23 protein-coding genes and 1 tRNA gene are annotated in these 20126 nt (G+C 67.4%); 16 read left to right on the forward strand and 8 right to left on the reverse strand.

Features of this window, described 5'->3' with window-relative positions:
- Positions 1-17: 17 nt before the first annotated feature.
- The 4 genes from P0D77_RS14110 (at position 18) to P0D77_RS14125 (ending at position 3472) form a co-directional block, all read left to right on the forward strand.
- Positions 18-737 carry a metal-dependent transcriptional regulator gene (locus P0D77_RS14110; protein WP_277553738.1) on the forward strand — a complete coding sequence of 240 codons (720 nt, stop codon included), beginning with the start codon at positions 18-20 and terminating at the stop codon, positions 735-737.
- Positions 734-1435 (forward strand): TMEM165/GDT1 family protein, encoded by a 702-nt coding sequence (locus P0D77_RS14115; RefSeq protein WP_277553739.1) that lies wholly within the window; start codon positions 734-736, stop codon positions 1433-1435. Before P0D77_RS14110 ends, P0D77_RS14115 begins: the two co-directional genes overlap by 4 nt.
- Positions 1436-1485: 50 nt before the next feature.
- A complete protein-coding gene (locus tag P0D77_RS14120) occupies positions 1486-2172 on the forward strand; it encodes a LysE family transporter (RefSeq protein WP_277553740.1) in 687 nt (228 codons plus the stop codon).
- Between the two features lie 253 nt (positions 2173-2425).
- A complete protein-coding gene (locus P0D77_RS14125; protein ID WP_277553742.1) occupies positions 2426-3472 on the forward strand; it encodes an NAD(P)-dependent glycerol-1-phosphate dehydrogenase in 1047 nt (348 codons plus the stop codon).
- Positions 3473-3497: 25 nt separating this feature from the next.
- Here P0D77_RS14125 and P0D77_RS14130 read toward each other — a convergent pair whose 3' ends face one another.
- Both P0D77_RS14130 and P0D77_RS14135 read right to left on the reverse strand, forming a co-directional pair.
- Positions 3498-4238, reverse strand: a complete 741-nt coding sequence (locus tag P0D77_RS14130) for a M48 family metallopeptidase (RefSeq protein WP_277553743.1) — start codon at positions 4236-4238, stop codon at positions 3498-3500.
- 76 nt (positions 4239-4314) lie between these two features.
- Positions 4315-4845, reverse strand: coding sequence for an NUDIX domain-containing protein (locus P0D77_RS14135; protein ID WP_277553744.1), 531 nt, complete (start codon positions 4843-4845; stop codon positions 4315-4317).
- Positions 4846-4956: 111 nt separating this feature from the next.
- Between P0D77_RS14135 and P0D77_RS14140 the strand changes: the two genes are divergently transcribed.
- From P0D77_RS14140 to P0D77_RS14165, 6 genes are all read left to right on the forward strand, one after another.
- On the forward strand, positions 4957-5598 hold the full coding sequence (locus P0D77_RS14140) for a DUF420 domain-containing protein (RefSeq protein WP_277553745.1): 642 nt from the start codon (positions 4957-4959) through the stop codon (positions 5596-5598).
- A 73-nt stretch (positions 5599-5671) separates the two neighbouring features.
- On the forward strand, positions 5672-7018 hold the full coding sequence (locus tag P0D77_RS14145; RefSeq protein WP_277553746.1) for a M28 family peptidase: 1347 nt from the start codon (positions 5672-5674) through the stop codon (positions 7016-7018).
- A gap of 49 nt (positions 7019-7067) precedes the next feature.
- The gene (locus tag P0D77_RS14150) at positions 7068-7775 is read left to right on the forward strand and encodes an NAD(+)/NADH kinase (protein WP_277553747.1); all 708 of its coding nucleotides are present in this window, start codon (positions 7068-7070) and stop codon (positions 7773-7775) included.
- A 142-nt stretch (positions 7776-7917) separates the two neighbouring features.
- Entirely contained in the window at positions 7918-8370 is a 453-nt protein-coding gene (locus P0D77_RS14155; protein ID WP_277553748.1) for a DUF7313 family protein, read from the forward strand.
- A gap of 154 nt (positions 8371-8524) precedes the next feature.
- On the forward strand, positions 8525-9520 hold the full coding sequence (locus tag P0D77_RS14160) for an NAD-dependent epimerase/dehydratase family protein (RefSeq protein WP_277553749.1): 996 nt from the start codon (positions 8525-8527) through the stop codon (positions 9518-9520).
- A 94-nt stretch (positions 9521-9614) separates the two neighbouring features.
- Entirely contained in the window at positions 9615-10607 is a 993-nt protein-coding gene (locus P0D77_RS14165; protein ID WP_277553750.1) for an NAD-dependent epimerase/dehydratase family protein, read from the forward strand.
- 49 nt (positions 10608-10656) lie between these two features.
- On the opposite strand, the gene P0D77_RS14170 is transcribed toward P0D77_RS14165, so the two are convergent.
- Positions 10657-11355 (reverse strand): HD domain-containing protein, encoded by a 699-nt coding sequence (locus tag P0D77_RS14170; protein WP_277553751.1) that lies wholly within the window; start codon positions 11353-11355, stop codon positions 10657-10659.
- Between the two features lie 226 nt (positions 11356-11581).
- Here P0D77_RS14170 and P0D77_RS14175 point away from each other — a divergent pair, with 226 nt between their 5' ends.
- From P0D77_RS14175 to P0D77_RS14190, 4 genes are all read left to right on the forward strand, one after another.
- A complete protein-coding gene (locus tag P0D77_RS14175; protein WP_277553752.1) occupies positions 11582-12343 on the forward strand; it encodes an alanyl-tRNA editing protein in 762 nt (253 codons plus the stop codon).
- A gap of 120 nt (positions 12344-12463) precedes the next feature.
- Entirely contained in the window at positions 12464-12922 is a 459-nt protein-coding gene (locus P0D77_RS14180) for a FlaD/FlaE family flagellar protein (protein WP_277553753.1), read from the forward strand.
- Between the two features lie 2 nt (positions 12923-12924).
- Positions 12925-13992: an actin-like salactin gene (locus P0D77_RS14185; protein ID WP_277553754.1), complete on the forward strand. Its 1068-nt coding sequence runs from the start codon at positions 12925-12927 to the stop codon at positions 13990-13992.
- 6 nt (positions 13993-13998) lie between these two features.
- On the forward strand, positions 13999-14778 hold the full coding sequence (locus tag P0D77_RS14190; protein ID WP_277553755.1) for a hypothetical protein: 780 nt from the start codon (positions 13999-14001) through the stop codon (positions 14776-14778).
- Positions 14779-14847: 69 nt separating this feature from the next.
- Here the strand turns inward: P0D77_RS14190 and P0D77_RS14195 are convergent, their stop codons facing one another.
- From P0D77_RS14195 to P0D77_RS14205, 3 genes are all read right to left on the reverse strand, one after another.
- A complete protein-coding gene (locus tag P0D77_RS14195; RefSeq protein WP_277553756.1) occupies positions 14848-15990 on the reverse strand; it encodes a CBS domain-containing protein in 1143 nt (380 codons plus the stop codon).
- Between the two features lie 156 nt (positions 15991-16146).
- The gene (nikR, locus tag P0D77_RS14200) at positions 16147-16566 is read right to left on the reverse strand and encodes a nickel-responsive transcriptional regulator NikR (RefSeq protein WP_277553757.1); all 420 of its coding nucleotides are present in this window, start codon (positions 16564-16566) and stop codon (positions 16147-16149) included.
- Positions 16567-16613: 47 nt separating this feature from the next.
- Positions 16614-18173 (reverse strand): globin-coupled sensor protein, encoded by a 1560-nt coding sequence (locus tag P0D77_RS14205; RefSeq protein WP_277553758.1) that lies wholly within the window; start codon positions 18171-18173, stop codon positions 16614-16616.
- A 100-nt stretch (positions 18174-18273) separates the two neighbouring features.
- Between P0D77_RS14205 and P0D77_RS14210 the strand changes: the two genes are divergently transcribed.
- Positions 18274-18636 carry a response regulator gene (locus P0D77_RS14210; RefSeq protein WP_277553759.1) on the forward strand — a complete coding sequence of 121 codons (363 nt, stop codon included), beginning with the start codon at positions 18274-18276 and terminating at the stop codon, positions 18634-18636.
- Between the two features lie 40 nt (positions 18637-18676).
- Here P0D77_RS14210 and P0D77_RS14215 read toward each other — a convergent pair whose 3' ends face one another.
- Entirely contained in the window at positions 18677-19396 is a 720-nt protein-coding gene (locus P0D77_RS14215) for a M48 family metallopeptidase (RefSeq protein ID WP_277553761.1), read from the reverse strand.
- Between the two features lie 286 nt (positions 19397-19682).
- Positions 19683-19757: transfer RNA gene (locus P0D77_RS14220), tRNA-Val, on the reverse strand.
- Between the two features lie 112 nt (positions 19758-19869).
- Here P0D77_RS14220 and P0D77_RS14225 point away from each other — a divergent pair.
- Positions 19870-20121, forward strand: coding sequence for a DUF7120 family protein (locus P0D77_RS14225; RefSeq protein ID WP_277553762.1), 252 nt, complete (start codon positions 19870-19872; stop codon positions 20119-20121).
- The last annotated feature ends 5 nt before the right edge of the window (positions 20122-20126 follow it).

Here is a 20126-nt window from a genome sequence, read left to right on the forward strand (position 1 = left end):
TAATTCGTCCCGATCAGATGTTGAGCGACGTGATGGAGGACTACCTGAAGGCCATCTACGTGCTCCAGTCGGAGGACGGGCCGCCGGTGTCGACGTCGGCCATCGCCGAGCGAGTGGGGAAGACCCCGCCGACCGTGACGAGTATGCTCGACACGCTAGAGGAGCGTGGCCTCGTCGAACGCGAGAAGTACAAGGGCGCGGAGTTGACCGAAGAGGGTCGTACCGTGGCGCTCGAAGTCCTCCGACATCACCGACTGCTGGAGGCGTATCTCGCAGAGCACCTCGACTACTCGTGGAGCGAGGTCCACGAGGAGGCAGACGCCCTCGAACACCACATCAGCGAGGAGTTCGAGCGCCGCGTCGCGGCGGTGCTGGGCGACCCGAGCGTCGACCCGCACGGTGACCCGATCCCAAGTGCGGACCTGCAGCCACCGGCAGACGACGGGGCGCTGCCGCTCACAGAGTTCGAAGTGGGCGACCGCGTCGTCATCGCGCGGGTCAGCGACCGGGACGACGAGGAACTCGAGTACCTCGACCGCGCAGGTATCGTCCCCGGCCGAACCGTCACGGTGCGTGACGTCGCACCGTTCGGGATGGTGACGGTGGCGGTCGAACCGGACGGCGAGGGCGACGTGGCCGAACAGAGCCTCCCCGACTCCATCGCGGCGTCCGTGCGCGTCAGACCAGCGACGGGTGAGCGCAACACGACCACGAACGAGGGTGTCGGCGGGGCGTGACGGGGTTCTGGGAGATCGTCGTCGTCGCGGCGGTCGCACAGCTAGCGGTGCTGCCCGGCGAGAAGGTGCAGTTCATCATCGCCGGATTGTCGACGCGCTACCGGCCGGTGGTCGTCGTCGCGGCCGCGGGAACCGCGTTCGCCGGGTGGACGGCCCTGGAGATCACGTTCGGTGCGGCGCTGCAGTCGGCGGTGTCGGCGACCGTGCTCGACGCGTTCACCGCGGCGATGTTCATCGGGTTCGCGCTGGTGCTGTTGCGCTCGACTCCTGCTCCCGGCTCCGAGCCACACGTGGCCACCGACGGCGGCCAGGTGCTGTCGAGCGTCGACGGGTCGGTCGAACTGTTCGGCTACGAGATATCGGGCACCGTCGGGTCGTACCTCTCGATCCTCTCGATGATGGCCGCCGGCGAGTTCGGCGACAAGACGCAACTCATCACCATCGGACTGGCCGCGCAGTACGGTGCGACGCCCGCTATCTGGGTCGGCGAGATGGCCGCTATCATCCCGGTGAGCATCGCGAACGCGTACGTGTTCCACCGCTTCAGCCACCGCTTCGACGTGCGGAACGCGCACCTCTTTGGCGCGGCGTTGTTCGCCTTCTTCGGCCTCGACACGGTCCTATCGCTGGCGGTCGGGTTCTCCGTCTGGGAGACGGTCGTCGGGACCGTCTCACAGGCAGTGCTGTCGCTGGTGTAGCGGGCGCGGAACGCGGCGTTTAATGTCTGAGCCGTGTTGGCGACGACGTAGTGAGTACCATCGGTTCGCTGGTCGCGGGCGTCGTCTTCGGCCTCGCGCTGGCCGCACCGCCCGGTCCGATGAACGCGGTGATCGCAGAAGAGAGCGTCCTTCGCGGGTGGACCGCGGGCGTCCGTGCCGGCCTCGGGGCGGCCACCGCCGACGCGATCTTCTTCGTCCTCTCGCTGGTCGGCGTGGTCGGCTTCCTCGGTCGTGCGCCGGTCGTTCGCGGTGTGATGGTCGGCATTGGCGGCGTGCTGATGCTGTACTACGCGTACGGCGCCGCCCGCGAGATCCGTGGGTCGTTCCTCAGCGTCGACCCCGACATCGCAGACGAGGAGTCTGCCGGCTTCCGCAAGGCGCTGGCGCTGGCGCTGGCGAACCCGTACCAAGTGTTGTTCTGGCTGACCGTCGGCGTGGGACTGCTCGAACCCGGCCGCATCGACGTGTTCGCCGCCGCAGACGTGGCGGCGCTGACGGGGGAACTCGTCGTCGAGACGGGAAGCCCGACGCTCGTCGTCGGCTTCTTCGCTGGCATCGGCCTGTGGGTGACTGGCTTCCCGGGCGCACTCGTGGCCGCGCGGAGCCGCGTGGAGGCGCTCGCGCCGGTCGTCGCGGCGCTGTCTGCGCTGTTGCTCGGGGGGTTCGGCGTCGCGTTCCTGTTCGACGCCGCCCGGACGCTCGCGCCGGTCGTGTGACCACGGCGGGGCGGTCGCTCGGTGTGGGCTGACAGGCGACGACTCGCTCGAGAGCGACCTCCACCGCGCTCGACTCTGCACCCAACGCGTGCCGTCGCACACCCACGCTCGCGTCGGGACCGTAGTTATCGCATCGGCGTGGCTGAGTCGACATCTGATTTGAACGTTCGCACGAAGCGGAGACGGCGGAACGTGTCGGCGATCGGGGCGGAACACGACAACGCCTTTGTGTCCCGGTCGGAACCGGGCAGGTATGTTTGGGAAGTCGACGTGGATCAAACTCCCGCGGAACGTGCTCGTCGGGCACGGCGTCCTCGACGAGGCGGGCGAGGCCGTCTCGGAGTTGTCGCTGGCCGGGACGCCGCTGCTCGTCACCTCGCCGACGCCGAACGACCTCGCGGGCGACCGCTTACGCGCGCAGTTCGACGGCGCGGAGACCGTCACTGTCGACCGCGCGAGTTTCGAGGCGGTCGGCGAGATCGTCGCGGCCGCCGAGGCCGCCGAAGCGACGTTCCTCGTCGCGCTGGGGGGCGGCAAGCCCATCGACCTCGCGAAGATGGCTGCCGACGAACTGGGGCTGGGCTTCGTCTCGGTGCCGACCGCCGCCAGTCACGACGGCATCGTCTCCGGGCGCTCGTCTATCCCCGAGGGCGACACGCGCCACTCTGTCGCGGCCGACCCGCCACTTGCGGTCATCGCCGACACCGAGATTATGGCGAACGCGCCGTGGGACCTCACGACCGCTGGCTGTGCCGACATCATCTCCAACTACACCGCGGTCAAAGACTGGCGGCTGGCGCGCCGTCTGAAGAACGTCGAGTACAGTGAGTACGCGGGCGCGCTCTCGGAAATGACCGCCGAGATGCTCGTCGACAACGCCGACTCGATCAAACAGGGGTTAGAGGAGTCGTCGTGGGTGGTCTCGAAGGCACTCGTCTCCTCGGGCGTGGCGATGTCTATCGCAGGATCCTCGCGGCCCGCGTCCGGCGCGGAACACCTCTTCTCGCATCAGTTGGACCGCATCGCCGACTCGCCCGCGCTCCACGGACACCAGGTCGGCGTCGGATCGATACTGACGGAGTTCCTCCACACCGGCGAAAACGGGCAGTGGCGTGCGATCCGTGACGCCCTGAAGTCTATCGGTGCGCCGACGACCGCGGCCGAACTCGGCATCGACGACGAGACGGTCATCGAGGCGCTCACGACCGCCCACACCATCCGCGACCGCTACACCATCCTCGGCGACGGCGTCAACGAGGCCGCGGCGATGGAAGTCGCGACGTTCACCGGTGTCATCTGAGCACGAGAAGGTCGGAATTTCTGCGTCAGTCGTCGCTTCGAGCGACGCCCGCACGCGGGCCCCCATCTGCCGCCGACTTGTGTGGGTCGTCGAGTCGGCGGAGTCGCGTCTCCAACGGCGGATGCATCGACACCGAACGAAGCAGTCGCCGGAGGCGGCCGCCGGTGGGGTTCGTCGGCCCGAGGTGCCCGCCCGCAGCGAGGCGGCTGAGTGCGGTCCGGAAGGAACTGCCCGTCCGTCGGGCGGCGTCGGCGTCGGCGTCGTACTCGGTCCAGCGAGCGACTCGCATCGACAGATACGCCAGCGGGATCGCAAGCGCCGCACCGATGATCAGGCCCTCTCGACCGAACAGGGTGGCGTCGACCGCCCACGCGACAGCGTACGCGCAGGGGATACCGACGCGAATCGGGACGTGGCCGCGCGCGAGGTGGGCGTACTCGTGGCGGACGACCGCGGCGGCGGCGGCGGCGTCGAGTTCGCGAAGGAGCGCCGTCGAGACGAACACGCGCCCGTGCCCAGCGGTGAGGCCAGCGGCGTACGCCAGCACTCGCCCGTCGCGCTGGAGGACGCCGACGCGGTCGGCGGGGACGCCTGCGCGTTCGACAGCGTGGGCGACGTCGTCGGGGAGGGCGGTGGGCTGTTCCGAGCGGACGACGACGTGGGGAGCGAGGCGCACGCCGAGCAGGCCGACGGCGATGAGCAGCCACAACTCCCACCAGTCGACCGCCCACGACAGCACCGGAGACAGCCGCGAGTGGAGGGTCACGAGTGGAGGTTCGCGTGCGAGCGTGTAGGCTTTTCCCCGCGAAGCGGCCGATTACCGCCGGATACTGTCGACGTTGTTACAGCGGATACGCTGCGACTTCCGGGTACAGCAGGTCGTCCGGGTGGTCGTGTACCCAACGTAGTTCGGCGATCTCCCCCTCACGCGGTTCGGGGTCGCCGCCCGTGTAGTCGGCCTCGAACGTCGCGATCAGTCGATACAGCCGTGGGCGCTCGGGCGCGTTGACCGCGACCCGGTGGAGCATCACCAGTCCCGTGAGGTCGATTTGGACTCCGGCTTCCTCGTTCGTCTCGCGTACCGCCGTCTCCGGGAGCGACTCGCCCGGTTCGTCTTTGCCGCCGGGTTCCGACCACGTCTCCTCGCCCTCGTGTCTGACGACGAGCGCCGCGCCGTCGCCGCGACGGACCCACGCGCCCGCCCCACCGAGCGTGTCGGCGGCGAACCGCTCGCGGTCGCGTTCCCAGTCTGCAGGGTCCACGTGCCACTCGGGTTCCGAGACTGGGCACTCGCCCCACTCGGCGTGGAGGCGGTCGACAGCGTCGTCGACGACGGCGCGTGACTCCGCGGTGAGCGAGTCGTCCCTGGTCACAGTCGGCCGGTCACGGCCGTGTGTGAAAAGCGCCCGGCGTTCACGGTTCGACGGTCGCCGTTCGCCGCGCGAACCCGAAGACGCAAGACCACGCAGTCCCAGTACTCGGCAATGGCAACAGCGGACGCGAGCGGCCCGCTCGGAACGGTGAAAGAGTACCCACGGGCGACCGTCGCGGTGGTGTCGGTGGTGGGCTACGCACTCGTCATCGGCACGTTCGCCGGCGTCGTCCCGCAGTCGGTGTTTCCGTCGCTCACGCAAGGCGAAGTGAACCTCCTGAGTCACGCCATCGCAGCCGTGAACACGGTGACGACGGTGCTGCTGATCCTGGGCTGGCGCTGGATCCGCGCGGGCGAGGTCCGCAAGCACGCCGCCGCGATGAGCGGTTCCTTCGGCCTCATTATGGTGTTTCTCGTGATGTACCTCGCGAAGGTCGGTGGCGGCCCCGGCGAGAAACACATCGTCATCCGCGAGACGGCGTTCCTCGGCGCGTACGCGGGCGCGGTGGAACTCGCTTACCTCGCGATGCTGGCCATCCACATCGTCCTCTCGGTGGTGACGGTGCCGGTCGTCCTCTACGCAATCGTCCTCGGGTGGACCCACACACCCGAGGAACTACGCACGGAGACGCCCCACAAGAAGATCGGTCGGATCGCCGCCGGGACGTGGATCGTCTCGCTGACGCTCGGCGTCGTCACGTACGTCCTGCTCAACTGGGTGTACGCCTACGAGTTCGTCCGCGTCGCGCGGTAGCCAGTCGGCCGCCAGCCACCGGTCCCCTCGCCGCCTCCCGAACCTCTTTGCGTGCCCACGCGGACCCACGGTCGTGACCAACCTCAGCGAGCAGACCGACTGGATCGGAGACGTGTTCACGAGCGACGTCGGGTGGGACCTGCTGGAGGACCTCGTCGACGTGGGCAACCGGATGGCCGGCCAACCGGGCGAACGCGAGGGACTCGAACTCGTCCGCGACGCTCTCGCGGCCGCTGGCTGTCGCGACGCCCGCATCGACGAGTTCGACATCCAAGGCTGGGAGCGCGGCGAGTCGCGACTCTACGCCGGCACCCACCCCGAGCGAACCATCGCCCTCCCGCGGTCGCCCGCCGGCGAGGTGTCGGGGGAACTGGTCGACCTCGGCTACGGCGTCCCCGCGGACTTCGAGGAGACGGACGTCGAGGGGAAGGTCGTGATGGTCTCCTCGGACACGCCCGACGACGTCGACCGCTTCATCCACCGCACGGAGAAGTACTACTACGCCGTCGACAACGGCGCCGCGGCGTTCGTCTTCCGCAACCACGTCGAGGGCTGTCTCCCGCCGACCGGGTCGGTCGGCACCGACGACGACCCCATCGGCGACATCCCGGCCGTCGGCGTGAGTGCAGAGGTCGGCAGTCGTCTCGCCCGTCGCTCCGACGGCGACGAGGTGACGGTGACGGTCGAGTGTGCGACGCCGGAGACGACGAGCGGAAACGCGATGGCGGAACTCGGCCCCGACACCGACGAGGAAGTGATCGTCTCCTCGCACGTCGACGCCCACGACATTGCAGAGGGCGCGATGGACAATGGGGCGGGAACCGCATCCATCGTCGAAGTCGCGAACGCCCTCGCGAAGATGGAAGACGAACTCGACACCCGCGTTCGATTCATCGCGTACGGTTCCGAGGAAGTGGGCCTCGTCGGGTCCTCGGTCGAGGCCGACCGCGTGGACCGCGACGCGATCAAAGCCATCGTCAACGTCGACTCCAACGTGTTCGGGCGGACGCTGTCGCTGTCGACGCATGGCTTCGACGACCTGACGGCCGCGGCGGAGCGACTCGAATCTCGGTTCGACCACCCGGTGTCGACCGACGAGGGACAAGTTCCCCACAGCGACCACTGGCCGTTCGTCGTCCACGGCGTCCCGGGATTCATGGTCGCCGGCGAGACCGACGGCCGCGGCCGTGGCTGGGGCCACACGGAGGCGGATACGCTGGAGAAACTGGAGGGTCGCAACCTCCGAGAGCAGGCCATCCTGCTGACGGCGCTCGTCGCCGATGTCGCAGACGGCGACACCACGGTCGCGCGGCGCGACCCCAGCGAGATCGCGGCGGCGCTGGAGAACGAGGACAAAGCGACCGGGATGAAGGTGATCGGCGACTGGCCGTACGACGACGACGGCAACGTCGCGGAGTGACGGACGGAGACCCCGCCGGTTAAGTCACCCCCAGCAGAATTCAGACGCGATGACCGACTTCCGTGCGGCGCTCGTCGGCGACGACGGACTCCTCCGCGAGGCGGTCGAGGCGACCGGCGGCACGGTCGTCGACGCGGCCGGCGACCCCGACGTGGTCCTCACGCTCGGTGAGGGTGCGCTGGTCGAGACCGCACGCGCGGGGCCCGCAGCGCCGCTGTTGCCCGTCGCCGCCGGCAGCGGGTATCACACCGTCCGCCGAACCGCCGTCGACGAGGCGCTCGCGGCAGTCGCCGCCGGTGCGTCGTGGACCGTCTCGCACGCGATGCTCTCTATCGACGTGGGAGGAGAGCGTCGCGAGCGAGCGGTGCTCGATGCGACGCTGATGACGGCCGAACCCGCCCGAATCTCCGAGTACGCCGTCGACACCGCAGGCGAGGAACTCGACCGCTTCCGCTCGGACGGCGTCGTCGTCGCGACGCCCGCGGGGTCGAACGGCTACGCACGCGACGCCGGCGGCTCCGTTCTCGCGCCCGGCACGGGCCTGATTATCGTTCCCGTGTCGCCGTTCGCGACGCTGACCGACACGTGGGTCGTCGACGACGAGGCGGTGCTACGGGTCGAACGCGACGACTGCGACGTCCGCCTCGTCGTCGACGGCGAGGTTGCTGGCGTCGTCCCTCCGAAGACGAATATCCGTATCGCCGTCGACGGCCACGTCCCTTTCTGTCGCGTCCCGCGGATGAACTCGTCGCGATAACGAGTCGCGCGGCCCGGATTCCCCCGCGACACCGAGTTCCACGCAACCGTCCGACGACCACCCCACGATCACGGGTCGCGATCCGGGGATCGACCGCTCGGGATTGGAAAGGTTCTAATGAGTCGTGGACGGAGAATCGGGTATGTTACCGTCACCGCTGGAGTTCCTCGTCCCCCTCGGGGCGCTGGAGTCCGTGGCGGGGGTGCTGCCGTTCGCCATCCTCGCCGTCGTGCTCGTCAATATGGTCACGCGCCTGCTGGCCCAACGGAGCTTCGTGAAGGCGGCCGAGGAAGCCGACGACGACGAGGCCCTGAGCCGCTTCCTCCCGCACGAACTCGTGAACGTCCTGTTGATCCTGCTGGCGTTCGCGTTTATGATCGTCGAACCCCACGGCGGGATGGTGATGTCCGTCCTCATCCTCGGGATGGTCGTCGCCGACTTCTTCGAGTACGAGGCACGCCGCGTCGAGGCACGCAACGGGATGGAGATGGAACGCCCGAACAGTTCGCTGGCCGCGTCGGTCCTCGTCATCGGCTACGCGGGCTACCAGTCGCTGTTCTTCCTGGTCGCCCCAGTCTGGAACGCCATCATCTGAACTCGGGCGCGACCACCGCTTCTCTCGGTTGCGACCCACCACACCGCTGTGAGCGACTGCTACCGGCCTCGGAGTCGCTACCGCACTCGCCGGCTTCCCGCACCTCGGTAGCCGCGACGCCAACGACTTTCAGGCTCCTCGCGGACGGGGCCGTATGCCCACGTTCGACACCGCCCTGTTCGTCGGCGGGACGCGCTTCATCGGCCGCCACACCGTCGAGGCGTTTCTCGACGCCGGCTACGACGTGACGACGCTCACGCGCGGCGAACACGACGACCCCTTCTCGGGACGCGACGGCGTCGCCAATCGGAGCGGCGACCGCACGAACCGCGCCGACCTCGAAGCCGCGCGCGACGCCGTTGACCCGGACGTCGTCGTCGACTTCATCGGCCTCCACCCCAGCGAGGTGCGCGAGGCGACCGACGTGTTCGCGGGTTCGCGCTACGTGTACGTCTCCTCGGGGTCGTCGTACGTCCCCGGCGACGTGCCGATGCGCGAGGACCACACCGCCCTGCATCCCTGCGAACCCGAGCAAGAAGCCGACGACTCCGTCGAGACGTACGGCCCGCGCAAGGCCGAGTGCGACCGCGCGGTGTTCGCCGCCGCCGAGGACGGCGTCGAGGCGATGGCCGTCCGCCCGATGCTCGTGCAGGGGCCCCACGACTACACCGAGCGGTTCGGCTACTGGGTGAACCGCGTCGCCGAGAACGACCGCGTCCTCGTGCCCGGCGACGGCGGGTCACTTCTCCACCGCGTGTTCGTGCGCGACCTGGCGAACGCCCTCCTCCTCGTCGCGGAGGAAGGCGAAGCGGGCGAGGCGTACAACGCCGCCGACCGCTCGGCGTACTCGCTGGAGCGGTCGCTGGAACTGATCGCAAACGGCCTCGACACCGAGGTCGAAGTCGTGACCGCGAGCGAACGCGAACTCGACGCACACGACGTCGACCCGACCAGTTTCCCGCTGTACACACCGTCGCCGATGCTCGTCGCCACCGAGAAACTCGCCGCCCTCGGGTGGGAGTCGACGCCCCCCACGGAGTACGTCGCCGAGACCGCACAGGCACACGTCGACAGCGGCGTGACCGGCCCCGAAGACTCGCTGGACCGTGCGGCCGAAGCACGGGTCCTCGATGCACTGAACGCGGAGTAACCGGCGAAAGGAGGCAGATTGGTCGGCGGCGCTGTCCCGCGATTCGGGTTCGCCGACCGTCGGCTTTTCGACGGAGGCCCGCGACGGTCGACGTATGGGAGACACTGCACTGGTCATCGGCGGGACGCGCTTCATCGGCCGCCACACCGTCGAGGATCTGCTAGACCACGACTACGAGGTCGCCATCTTCAACCGCGGCAACCACGAGAACCCGTTCGCCGACCACGACGACGTGACCCACGTCGAGGGTGACCGCCGCGAGCGAATGGACCTCAAGACGGCGAAACTCTCCGTCGACCCCGACATCGTCATCGACTGCGTCGCCTACTACCCCGAGGACGTGCGCGTCGCGACGGACCTGTTCGACGACGTCGACGGCTACGTGTACATCTCCTCGGGGTCGTCGTACGCCGACGAGGAGATACCCAAGCGCGAGGGTGAGACTGCGCTCTGCGACTGCACGCCCGAGCAAGAGGAAGACGACTCGATGGAGACGTACGGCCCACGGAAGGCCGAGGGCGACCGCGCCATCTTCGCGGCCGCCGAGGACGGCGCCAACGCGATGGCCGTCCGTCCGTGTATCGTCTACGGCCCGTACGACTACACCGAGCGACTCGACTACTGGGTCGACCGCGTGCTGAACCACGACCGGGTCGTCGTCCCCGGCGACGGCCAGAACATCTGGCACCGCGCGTACGTCGAGGACGTCGCCTCGGCGCTGCGCGTCGTCGCGGAGGAGGGCGAGGCGGGCGAGGCGTACAACGTCGGCGACCGTCGCCTCGTGACGATGGAGGAGATGGTGAATCTGATCGCCGACGCTGCCGACACGACCTGCGAGGTGGTCCACGCCAGCGACCACGAACTCTCGGCGGGCGGCCTCACGTCGAGCGACTTCATCCTCTACCGCGACTACCCGCACGTCCTCGACACGAACAAACTGGCCGCCCTCGGCTGGGAGTCGACGCCGCTGTCGGAGGCGATGGAGCGCACCGTCGCCGAACACCACGAGAGCGACCGCGACGGTAGCGAACACGACCCCGGACGCGAGGCCGAAGAGCGCGTGCTGGGCGTCCTCGAGACGGTCTGATTCGGCCCACACTCCGGCCACTCGTCGACCGGCCCGGGTTTCCGACGACTCAGCGCTCGCCGTAGATGTCGGTATCGAGCGACATCTCCGCGACTTCGTCTTCCAGCCACTCCCGGAACCACTTCACCCGCTTGATCCGTTCGTGAGCGATAGACTCGGCGGCGTCGCTCTCGACGCGTGAGGCGTGTTCGCGCCCGCGTTCGAGGACGCGCTGGACCATCTCGGCGGCGTCCATGTGGGTGCGCGCCTCGTAGCCCATCCGGAGGATCATCAGTGCGGTGCCGTTGGCCCCGACCTTGTCGAGGAGGTCCGCCTCGATGAGACACCGCGTCTCCAGCGACAGATCCGACAGCGGTCCCTGATACGAGTGCGCCTCGACGCACGAACACACCTCCGAGACGAACGACTCGGGGTACTCGCCGTGGGTTTCGAGGTACTGGCGGGCGACGCGCGCGCCCTCCTCGGCGTGGACGTCCTGGTCGGCCTCCAGTTTCGACACGTCGTGAAACAGCGCCGCGACCCGGACGACGTCCGTGTCCGCGCCCTCTTTCGCGGCGATGCGCTCGGCGATGTCGACGACGTTGAGGATGTGGTTGAAGCGGTACTCCGCAGAGTGCCACGGATACCACCGCATTCGTCCGCCGTCGTCCTCGCTCTCGACGGAGGCGACGAGGTACTCGCGGACGAAGTGTCGCATATCCGCGAACTCCTCGTCGGTGACGCGCGAACCCTTTATCTCGACGCCCACGGCGTCCACCCCCGGATCCCGGCAGGTCGCAAACAGAGAGACGTTGTTCTCATTACGGATAGATACGGCTTGTTTCGTCCTTAGTCGTTACGACAGGTACTCCGGTCGATTTGCGGCGCCGGCGCGGAGTGGAATCGGCGACTGATTCCGCTGTCCGTCGTCGCTACATCGCCCGAGGGCTTCGCACTCGCGAACGCTCAAGTGGGCCGGATGCGACCTGTTCGGTATGACCGTTCCGCTCTATCTCGCCGACAGTACCGCGCGGGAGTTCACGGCGACCGTCGAGCGGTCGCTGGACGACCGCGTCGTCCTCGACCGGACGCACTTCTACCCGACCGGCGGCGGCCAACCCCACGACACCGGCACGATTCAGGTCGTCGGTGACAGCGACGCCGTCGCCGGCGACGTGGAAGACGACGGCTGGACGTTCGCCGTCACCGACGTCGAGAAGACCGACACCATCTACCACTACCTCGACGGCTCTGCGCCGCCCGAGGGGACGCGCGTCCGTGGTCGCCTCGACTGGGACCGCCGCTACGCGCTGATGCGGTATCACACCGCTCAACACCTGCTGTCTGCGGTCCTCTTAGAGGAGTTCGACGCCCGCACGGTCGGCAACCAACTGTACACCGACCGCGCCCGCCTCGACGCGGAGTACCCGAAGTTCTCCAAGACGGACCTCGCAGACGTCGAGGCGGCGATGAACGACCTCGTCGACGACGGTCTGCCGGTGCGCCACTACACGCTCGACCGCGAGACGGCCGAGGCGGAACTGGACACCGAACGTACGCGCATCGACCTGTTGCCCGACTCCATCACGGAACTGCGCATCGTCGAGATTGGCGACGAAGACGACCCGTTCGACCGGACCGCCTGCGCCGGAACACACGTCGAGAACACCGACGAGATTGACGAAGTGACCGTCACCGGCCGGACGACACAGGGCGGCGACAAAGAGCGCGTGGAGTTCACGCTGGCGGACATGTGAGCGACCGCCCGACCGATCCAACGTCGGTCGGTTTCAGGCGTGATATTCGGGAAGGTACATATTTACGACGGATACGGGTAGCATCGTTCAGCGGCACAGGGAGTGCGGACGAACCAGGATATGCTTAGACCGAGCGATTACGACCCGAAGGAGTTGCGAGCGTTGACGGGAGCGGCGGCGCCGACGCACGCCGACGAGGAAGGGGCCCGGTGGACGACGCCGGACGACTTCCTCGGTCGAGCGGATGCGCGCGTGCGGGCGGCGCAGGTGGAAGACGCCTTCCTCCTTCAGGCAGCGGCCGGCGGTGCGAGCAGACCCTACCTCCCGAGTCTACCCGACTCGGTCGTGGGGACGCAACTCGTACTCGACTGGCTACGCTACCTCGTCGGCGTCGGCGGGCGCGAACGCGCCCGCGAGGCGCTCGCCTTCTATCGGGACGTGGAGTGGCTCGACGAGTCCGTCGAGGACGACCTCGCGACGTACCTCGAAGCCTTCGACGACACAGAGGGTTCACGGATCGGCGTCGGCCACCATCGCACCAGCCTGCTGTTCGTCGCCCGCCTCGCCGCGCTCCGATAACCATGGCAGCAGAATCCGACTCCGCAGACGACAGTTTCGAGTCCAGCAACCCGACTCCGATCGGTGTCAAACTCGGCTCTACCCGGACAGTCCTCCGCTACTACGAGAACGAGGAGGCGGACCTCACGACGGTCCGCACGCTCACGTGTCTCGCCCTCTACGAGGACGCTATCACCGGTGAGGAGAAGGCCCTGTTTGGGGAACAGGCCGCCGCCGAGTACCCCGACCGCGTCGAGTACATGCTCCGCTCGGGCCTCCCCGAAGACGACGACCGCGCCGAACTGGCCGGGCGCTTCTTCCGCGAACTCCTCTCGGCCAACGGCGTCCCCTCCGACTCGGCGGTGGTGTACGCCGTCCCGACGATGGAGAACGACGCTGGGTTGGAGAACCTCACCGACGTCATCGAGTCGTCGGACATCGGCGCACACACGATGCGTGCGTACCCCGAGTCGCTGTGCGGGGCCATCCCCGCGATGGGCGACGGCGTGGAGGCCGTCTCCGACGTGTTCATCTCGGTGAACATGGGGTCGACCAACCTCGAGGCGTGTGCGTACCGTCGCGGCGACCAACTTATCCCGTTCTCGACGGGGTCGGTCACGGGCAACGACGTGGACCGACGCATCGTCGCCAACGTCGAAGAGGAGACGCAAGGGCGCGTCCACGTCGACCTGACGACCGCCCGCGAGTACAAAGAACAGCACGGCAACGTCGGTAACTTCGAGCCGTTCTCGGACGTGATCCAACAGCCTGGCGGTGGCTCTCACGAGTTCACCATCGAGGACAGCGTCGTCGACGCTCTCGACTGGTATCTCGACGCCGCCGTCAACGAGGTCGCAAACGAGTTCCTCCCCGAACTCGCCAACGACTACATGAAGGTGTACCAACTGTCGCTGGGCAACGACATCGCGCTCACCGGCGGGATGGCGTGCATCCCCGGCCTCCCCGAGGAGTTCCAGCGCCGCCTCTCGGCGGAACTCGACCGCGACGTGAACGTGGTCGTCCCCGAGGAACCGGATCTGGCGGCCGCAGAGGGCGCGCGCCGTATCGCCGAGAAACTCGCCGACCAGTAAGCGGCGATGGCCGGCTTCGACTTCGGCGGCGACACGACCGACGACACCGGTCCCGACGCGGCGGCGGCCGACGCGCCGCCCTCGGCCCCACCGACGGCCGACACGGTCGTCTCGCCGGCCGACCCGGAGCCACTCGCCGACCACGATTCTCTCGCGGATTCACACCCCTCAGACAGCGACGCCGCCGACGGGACCGACCCGCACGTCGACGCGATGCTGTACGCTGGTGAAGAAGCGTGCGCGTCGCTCCCCATCGCGAACGGCACCCTCGTCGCGACGACGCACCGACTGCTCGCGTACGCGCCCGACGCCGACGAGCGAGCGACCCTGCGGTCGGTCCACCGCGTGAACGTCACCGACGTCTCCGTGACGCCGAACGGCCACGACTGGCTGGTCCGCCCCACCGCGTACGCCGTCATCGGCGGCCTCGCGATGGTCGTCGGCGGGTCCGTCGTCTCCTTCGACGCGATGAACACCGAGATGCCGCAGTCGGCCGGTGCGGCCGGTATCGGCGGCTTACTGTCGATGATCGGTGGCCTCCTCTCGGTGCTGTCGATGGTCGACGACGCGCTTCGCGTCCTCGGGTCGCTCTCGCTGTTGGTCGGCGTCGCACTGATGGGCCTGTACCTGTACACCCGCGGCCACGACGTGGTCGTCGAGACGGAGGGGGAGGCCGATACGCTCCGCGTCGCCGCCGGTGACGCCGACAGCGCCGAAGTCGAGCGATTCGTGGCCGACGCCGGACTGGACGACGGCGACGACGAGGGCGACCTGTTCAGACTGTAGCGGTCGCTGGGAGGTGCGATAGCGACCGGCGAGAAAAAGAGAGATCAGTTTCCGCCGTCCCGGAGTGCCTTACAGTTCGCCCAGTTTCCGGAGGAGTTGGCCGCGGTAGCGCTCGTCGGCGGTGACGCCCTTCACCTCGAGGACGTTCCGCTCGAGTTTGTCGAGGGCGACGTGGAAGGCGTGTTCAGCGCCGTAGCCTTCGCCCGATCCGGCGACCTGTCCGTGGGTGGTGCGCAGGCGGATCTGACACTGAATGAGCGGGGTGCCCCGGAGTTTCTCCTTGTGCTCGTGGAAGCGAACGTGCGCGTGCAGGACGCGCATCTCCTGGTACTTCTCCGACACCTGCCCGATCGACGTGCGGATGTCTTCGCGGGTGAGCGTGTCGAGGAGGCTGACGTTCGTCACCTGCACGTCCATCGCGTCCTCCTCGGTGAACGTCAGCGCACGGAGCACGTCCGTCTTGGTGAGTACGCCCGCGACGAGGTCGTCGCGGTCTTCGGGCGTGACGACGAGGCCGCTGACGTCCTGCTCCATCATCATCTCGACGGCCGCGTGGACCGACTGGTCGGCGGTGACGGTGAGGACCGGCGACGACATCATGTCGTACACCGGGAGGTCGAGCATCCGGTCGAGGTCGCCGCGGCGGTCGCCGCGCCCCTGCCGCTTGCTGTCGCGAACGACGAAGTCGACGATGTCGTGGGTGGTGAGGATCCCCTCCAGTCGTCCGTTTTCGTTGACGACGGGGAGCCGCGAGATGCCGTTCTCGCGGAGGCGGTTGATCGCCTGCCCCACGTGGGCGTCTTCGGGGACGGTCACGACGTCGCTCGTGTAGATGTCGTCGACCGTCAGCGCGTCGAGGTTGTCGTGAACGGCCGAGAGGATGGCGTCGACCGTGACGATGCCGAACAACTGCTCACCCTCGTAGACGGGGGCGATCTTGACGTTCCCCTCGACGAGGACGCGCGCGACCTCGCGGAGGTCTTCGGTGCGGTCGACCTCCGGGGCGGGCTTCATCAGCGCCGCCGCTTTGGTGTCGTCCTCGACGCGCGAGTTGACCAGCTCGCGCTCGCCGATGACGCCGGCGTACTCGCCGTTCTCCATCACGATGATTCCCTTGGGGTTCTCGCGGTCGAACAGCGAGCGGATCTTCCCGAGTCGTTCGTCTGCGTCGACCTCGACGAACTCCGGCACGGCGATGTTTGAGATGTCCATAACTCCGTTACGCCGGTACGATCCCCCGGCTATTGAAGGTTGGTTCGGATCCCAGTATCTGAGGGGGTGCTATGCTATCGCAAGACATATACTCAAACCGCACGACGTAGTACGGGTCGACGGGACGAGTGCGCGGTTGAGTCGTCAATCGAGCGCTCAGACGATGCCGTCGGCGTCGCCGATGGGCGTGACGGAGTAGTCGACAGTCTTCGTGTCGGTCGTCGCACGGATCTTCCCGACGAACGTCGATATCTGTTCGAGGTTCCCTTCGAGGATGAACAGTTCCATACAGTTGTGGTCGCCGACGTGGCTGTGGAGGTTGGAGGCGACCAGGTCCTCGTGTTCGTGGCGCAACTGCATCATCCGCTCTTCGACCGACGTTCCCTCGTAGTCGAAGACGACCGTGACGATGCCCATCAGTTCACGGTCTTCGAGTTTGCGGTCCTCGAACTCGCCGAGGAGGTCGCGGGCCGCCTCCCGGAGCAGTTCGCTACGGCCAGTGTAGCCGTGTTCCTCGGTGAACTCGTCGATACGGTCGACGAGACTGTCCGGCATCGAGACGCTGATCACTCCCATATATTAACACAAGCGGCAGAAATTGTTAATCCTTCTGCAAGCGCCACTCACTCGGTGAGTCGGTCGACGGAGGCGCGGACGCGGTCGAGGCGAACACGCTGTTCGTCGGCGGCGTCCGCGATGGCGTCGACGTTGCGGCGAACGGTCGTCGCCTCGCGGCTGGCTTCCTCGACGAGTGCGGCGACCTCTTCGGTGGACGACGCCTGCGAGTCGGTGGCTCTCGCGACCTCCTCGACGCCGGAGGCGGCCTCGCGGATCGCCTCGGCAATCTCGTCGAGGCGTTCCATCGAGTCTTCGACGCGGTCGACGCCGTCTGCGATCCGCTGTTCTGTCAGTTCGAGGCTGTCGACGGTGTCTTCGGCACCCGTCTGGATGTTCTCGACCAGCGACTCGATCTCGCCTGCGCGTTGCTGTGACTCCTCGGCGAGACTCTTCACCTCGTCGGCGACGACCGCGAAGCCGTCGCCCGCCTCGCCCGCGCGGGCGGCCTCGATGTTAGCGTTGAGCGCCAGCAGGTTCGTCTGGTCGGCGATACCGTCGATCACTGAGACCACCTCGTCGATCTCACCGACCCGTTCGCGGAGGTCGTCGAGGTCGTCGGTCACCTCGTCGGTCGCCGTCTCGATGTCCGCCATCGTCTCGAGGGCGTCGCCCGCGGCGTCGACGCCCTCCTCTGCGAGCGTCTCGGCGTCTGCGGAGACGGCCGCGACCTGTTCGGCGCTCGCGGCGACCTCTTCGACGCTGGCCGAGAGCGTCCCGACCTCCGCTTCCACTTCGGTCATCCGGTCGGCCTGTGTCTCCGCGAGGTCGCGCATCTCGTCGGCCGTCTCCGCGACGTCGGCCGCCGACTCGCCCACCTCCGCGAGCGGTTCCTCGACCTCTTCGGACACCTCCGTGGTGAGTTCGCGACGGCGGTCGATCTCCGTCTCCATCTGCTCGGCGTACGAGTCGATGTACGTGTCCATCGCCACCTGCTGGTCGAGCAACAGCAGTTTCAACACGGGGAGCAGTCGGTCGACGAGGCGGGTCATCGCCCGGTCGCCCGGCGAGTCCGTCTCCACGCCCGCCTCCTCGCGTGCTTCCGTCGCGAGGGCGTCGATCAGGCCCTCGTAGTAGATGCTGTAGCCCGAGAAGTACACGCGCGGGCCCAGATCGAGCATATCATGGATCTTCCCGATCCGGGCGCGGCGCTCGAAGTAGTCTTGATCGTACTCACCGCCCCCCAGGTCGGTGAGGTACTGCATCTGTGATCCCTTCAGCGCCTGCAGCCCCTTCGTCGAGGAGTCGAGGATCGCCTGCATCTCCTCGTGGCTCGTGAGGTGGTCGTAGAACTCGTCGACGAGGTCGGGTGCGATCGCCTCGAACAACGGCTCCAACGAGTCCAGCGTCTCCTCGTCTTCCGGTGAGAATCGGGTGAACCGCTTCCGCGTCCGGACGTCTTCGGCGTCCAGTCCGAGTCGCGCCGCCAGTTTCGACCCGTCGACGCCGCGACGGTCCGCGTCGGTCACAGCGTACCCGCCCGGCGGTCCCGCCTGTGCAACGCCGCCGTCCGTCCGCCGTGGGTTCCCACTGTTGGAGGTCTGCTCCGACTCCCTACCTCTATCCATATCGGAGGCAACCTGTTCCCCGGCATAACTCGCACGCCCCGAATCTCAACGCTGGTACTCCCGGCTCAACGTTTATTACTGGATACTCACAGGAACGCACATGACGAGACGGATTCTCATCGTAGACGACTCCGGGTTCCAGCGGACGCTCATCCGCGGCATCCTCGAAGACGACTTCGAAGTCGTCGCCGAGGCAGAGAACGGGTCAGAGGCGGTCGACCTGTTCGAGCAGACGAAACCCGACTTGGTCACGATGGACATTATGATGCCCGAGGTGAACGGCATCGAAGCCACCAGCGACATCAAATCCCGAGACCCGGGGACGCGCGTCGTGATGTGTACCAGCGTCGAACAACGCGACCAGATGAAGCAGGCGGTGAAAGCGGGGGCCGACGGCTACGTAACCAAGCCGGTGGAAGAGGATACCCTTCGGTCGGAAGTCGAGAGCGCCCTCGCGACGTAAGCAGCGAGGCAACGGCATCAGCGCCGACCTCCGGCAGCTGCTACAGGTCGTCCGGGTCGAACACGAGTCGGGTCGCGTGTTCCGAGAGCCACGTTCGGTGTCGCTCGTACGCGGGGTCGTGGTCGGCCACGAGCGCCCAGAACGCCTCGGAGTGGTTCATCTCACGCCGATGGGCGAGTTCGTGAATCACGACGTACTCGCTCACCTCGGGCGGCCCCAACAGGAGTCGCCAGTTCAGACTGATCGTCCCCGACGTCGAGCAACTGCCCCACTTCGTCCGCTGGTTCCGCACCTCGATACGGCCGTACTCGACGCCCATCTCCGTCGCGTACTGCTCTGCCAGTGACTCGAATCGCTCGCGGGCCAGTCGTCGATACAGGGTTTCGAGTGCCCGTTTGACCGACGTCTCTGCGACGTGGTTGGCGGCGAGGCGGAGGGTGCCGTCGTCGACGACGCTGTACGGACGCGTCTCGACGACCACCTCGTGTGGTTCACCGAGGTACGGGAACGACGCACCCGCCTCGAAGTGGCGGTCGGGTATCCGGTCGCGGTACGCCTCGAGTTCTTCGTGGCGAGCGAGCACCCAGTCGGTGTGGTTCTGGAGGATGTGTTCGGGGTCGACGACCGCGCCTTCGGGAACGACGACCGTAACGCCACCGGCGTCGACGGTGATCCGTGACCGTTCGGCGCGAGTGCTGTGGCGAACGTCGTACGGGATGGTGGACCCGCGGAGGTCGACGGTTCGGGCGGCGTCGGCCATCGGTCGTGGTGGTGCGTGATGGGGTAATAACTCTCTGGTCGGTGGGGGGTGTGCGGTGAGAACCGAGGATGGATCGGCGATGGTGACGTTCCTTCGAGAACGGCAGGAGAACGAGTGGGGCGGATTCGAACCGCGGTCGCTCCCGTTCGCTCGCTGTCGCTCGCTCACCTCCCGCTCTCTGGTTCGAATCCACCGGACACCGTTCCGGTGGCACGGCTCGTCGCTTGGCTCACGGCTCACTCCGTTCACCGTTCGCGTCGCTCCTCGAGTTGTGCCGCCTCAGAACTGGGTTGGGGCGGATTCGAACCGCCGACCTGCTCCGTGTGAAGGAGCCGTCATAACCGGACTAGACCACCAACCCGCATTACGGCGTAGCCCGCTGGCACGCTTAAGGCTTACCGTCCACTCCGACGAACCAACACGAACCTACGCGGACCCGAGGATTAATCCCGCCCCACAACGGAGGACCGGCCGTGACGAAGATCGAAGTCGACCTGCCCGACCGTATCGACAGCGAGATCGCACGACTCGCCGAGCAGGGTGAGTTCCTCAACCGTAAGGAGGCCATCGAGGACTTCCTCACGCGGGGCCTGCAGGCGTACGACGTGGAGAACGACCCTGGCGGCCAAGGTGAAGCCGACGGCGACCTCTTCACCGACGCCATCGACGAGCAACAGGACCCCGCCGCACTCACCGACGAACACGGCGACGAACCGACTTTCTAACCTCG

Origin of the sequence: Halobaculum limi (genome assembly GCF_029490015.1) — an archaeon.
Classification (GTDB): Archaea; Halobacteriota; Halobacteria; order Halobacteriales; family Haloferacaceae; genus Halobaculum; species Halobaculum limi.

What these genes read in the sequence shown, in the direction of transcription:
- P0D77_RS14110 (WP_277553738.1), top strand. Translation starts at nt 18, where the DNA reads ATGTTGAGCGACGTGATGGAGGACTACCTGAAGGCCATCTACGTGCTC.
- P0D77_RS14125 (WP_277553742.1), top strand. Translation starts at nt 2,426, where the DNA reads ATGTTTGGGAAGTCGACGTGGATCAAACTCCCGCGGAACGTGCTCGTC.
- P0D77_RS14140 (WP_277553745.1), top strand. Translation starts at nt 4,957, where the DNA reads ATGGCAACAGCGGACGCGAGCGGCCCGCTCGGAACGGTGAAAGAGTAC.
- P0D77_RS14150 (WP_277553747.1), top strand. Translation starts at nt 7,068, where the DNA reads ATGACCGACTTCCGTGCGGCGCTCGTCGGCGACGACGGACTCCTCCGC.
- P0D77_RS14155 (WP_277553748.1), top strand. Translation starts at nt 7,918, where the DNA reads ATGTTACCGTCACCGCTGGAGTTCCTCGTCCCCCTCGGGGCGCTGGAG.
- P0D77_RS14160 (WP_277553749.1), top strand. Translation starts at nt 8,525, where the DNA reads ATGCCCACGTTCGACACCGCCCTGTTCGTCGGCGGGACGCGCTTCATC.
- P0D77_RS14165 (WP_277553750.1), top strand. Translation starts at nt 9,615, where the DNA reads ATGGGAGACACTGCACTGGTCATCGGCGGGACGCGCTTCATCGGCCGC.
- P0D77_RS14175 (WP_277553752.1), top strand. Translation starts at nt 11,582, where the DNA reads ATGACCGTTCCGCTCTATCTCGCCGACAGTACCGCGCGGGAGTTCACG.
- P0D77_RS14180 (WP_277553753.1), top strand. Translation starts at nt 12,464, where the DNA reads ATGCTTAGACCGAGCGATTACGACCCGAAGGAGTTGCGAGCGTTGACG.
- P0D77_RS14185 (WP_277553754.1), top strand. Translation starts at nt 12,925, where the DNA reads ATGGCAGCAGAATCCGACTCCGCAGACGACAGTTTCGAGTCCAGCAAC.
- P0D77_RS14190 (WP_277553755.1), top strand. Translation starts at nt 13,999, where the DNA reads ATGGCCGGCTTCGACTTCGGCGGCGACACGACCGACGACACCGGTCCC.
- P0D77_RS14195 (WP_277553756.1), bottom strand. Translation starts at nt 15,990, where the DNA reads ATGGACATCTCAAACATCGCCGTGCCGGAGTTCGTCGAGGTCGACGCA.
- nikR (WP_277553757.1), bottom strand. Translation starts at nt 16,566, where the DNA reads ATGGGAGTGATCAGCGTCTCGATGCCGGACAGTCTCGTCGACCGTATC.
- P0D77_RS14205 (WP_277553758.1), bottom strand. Translation starts at nt 18,173, where the DNA reads ATGGATAGAGGTAGGGAGTCGGAGCAGACCTCCAACAGTGGGAACCCA.
- P0D77_RS14210 (WP_277553759.1), top strand. Translation starts at nt 18,274, where the DNA reads ATGACGAGACGGATTCTCATCGTAGACGACTCCGGGTTCCAGCGGACG.
- P0D77_RS14215 (WP_277553761.1), bottom strand. Translation starts at nt 19,396, where the DNA reads ATGGCCGACGCCGCCCGAACCGTCGACCTCCGCGGGTCCACCATCCCG.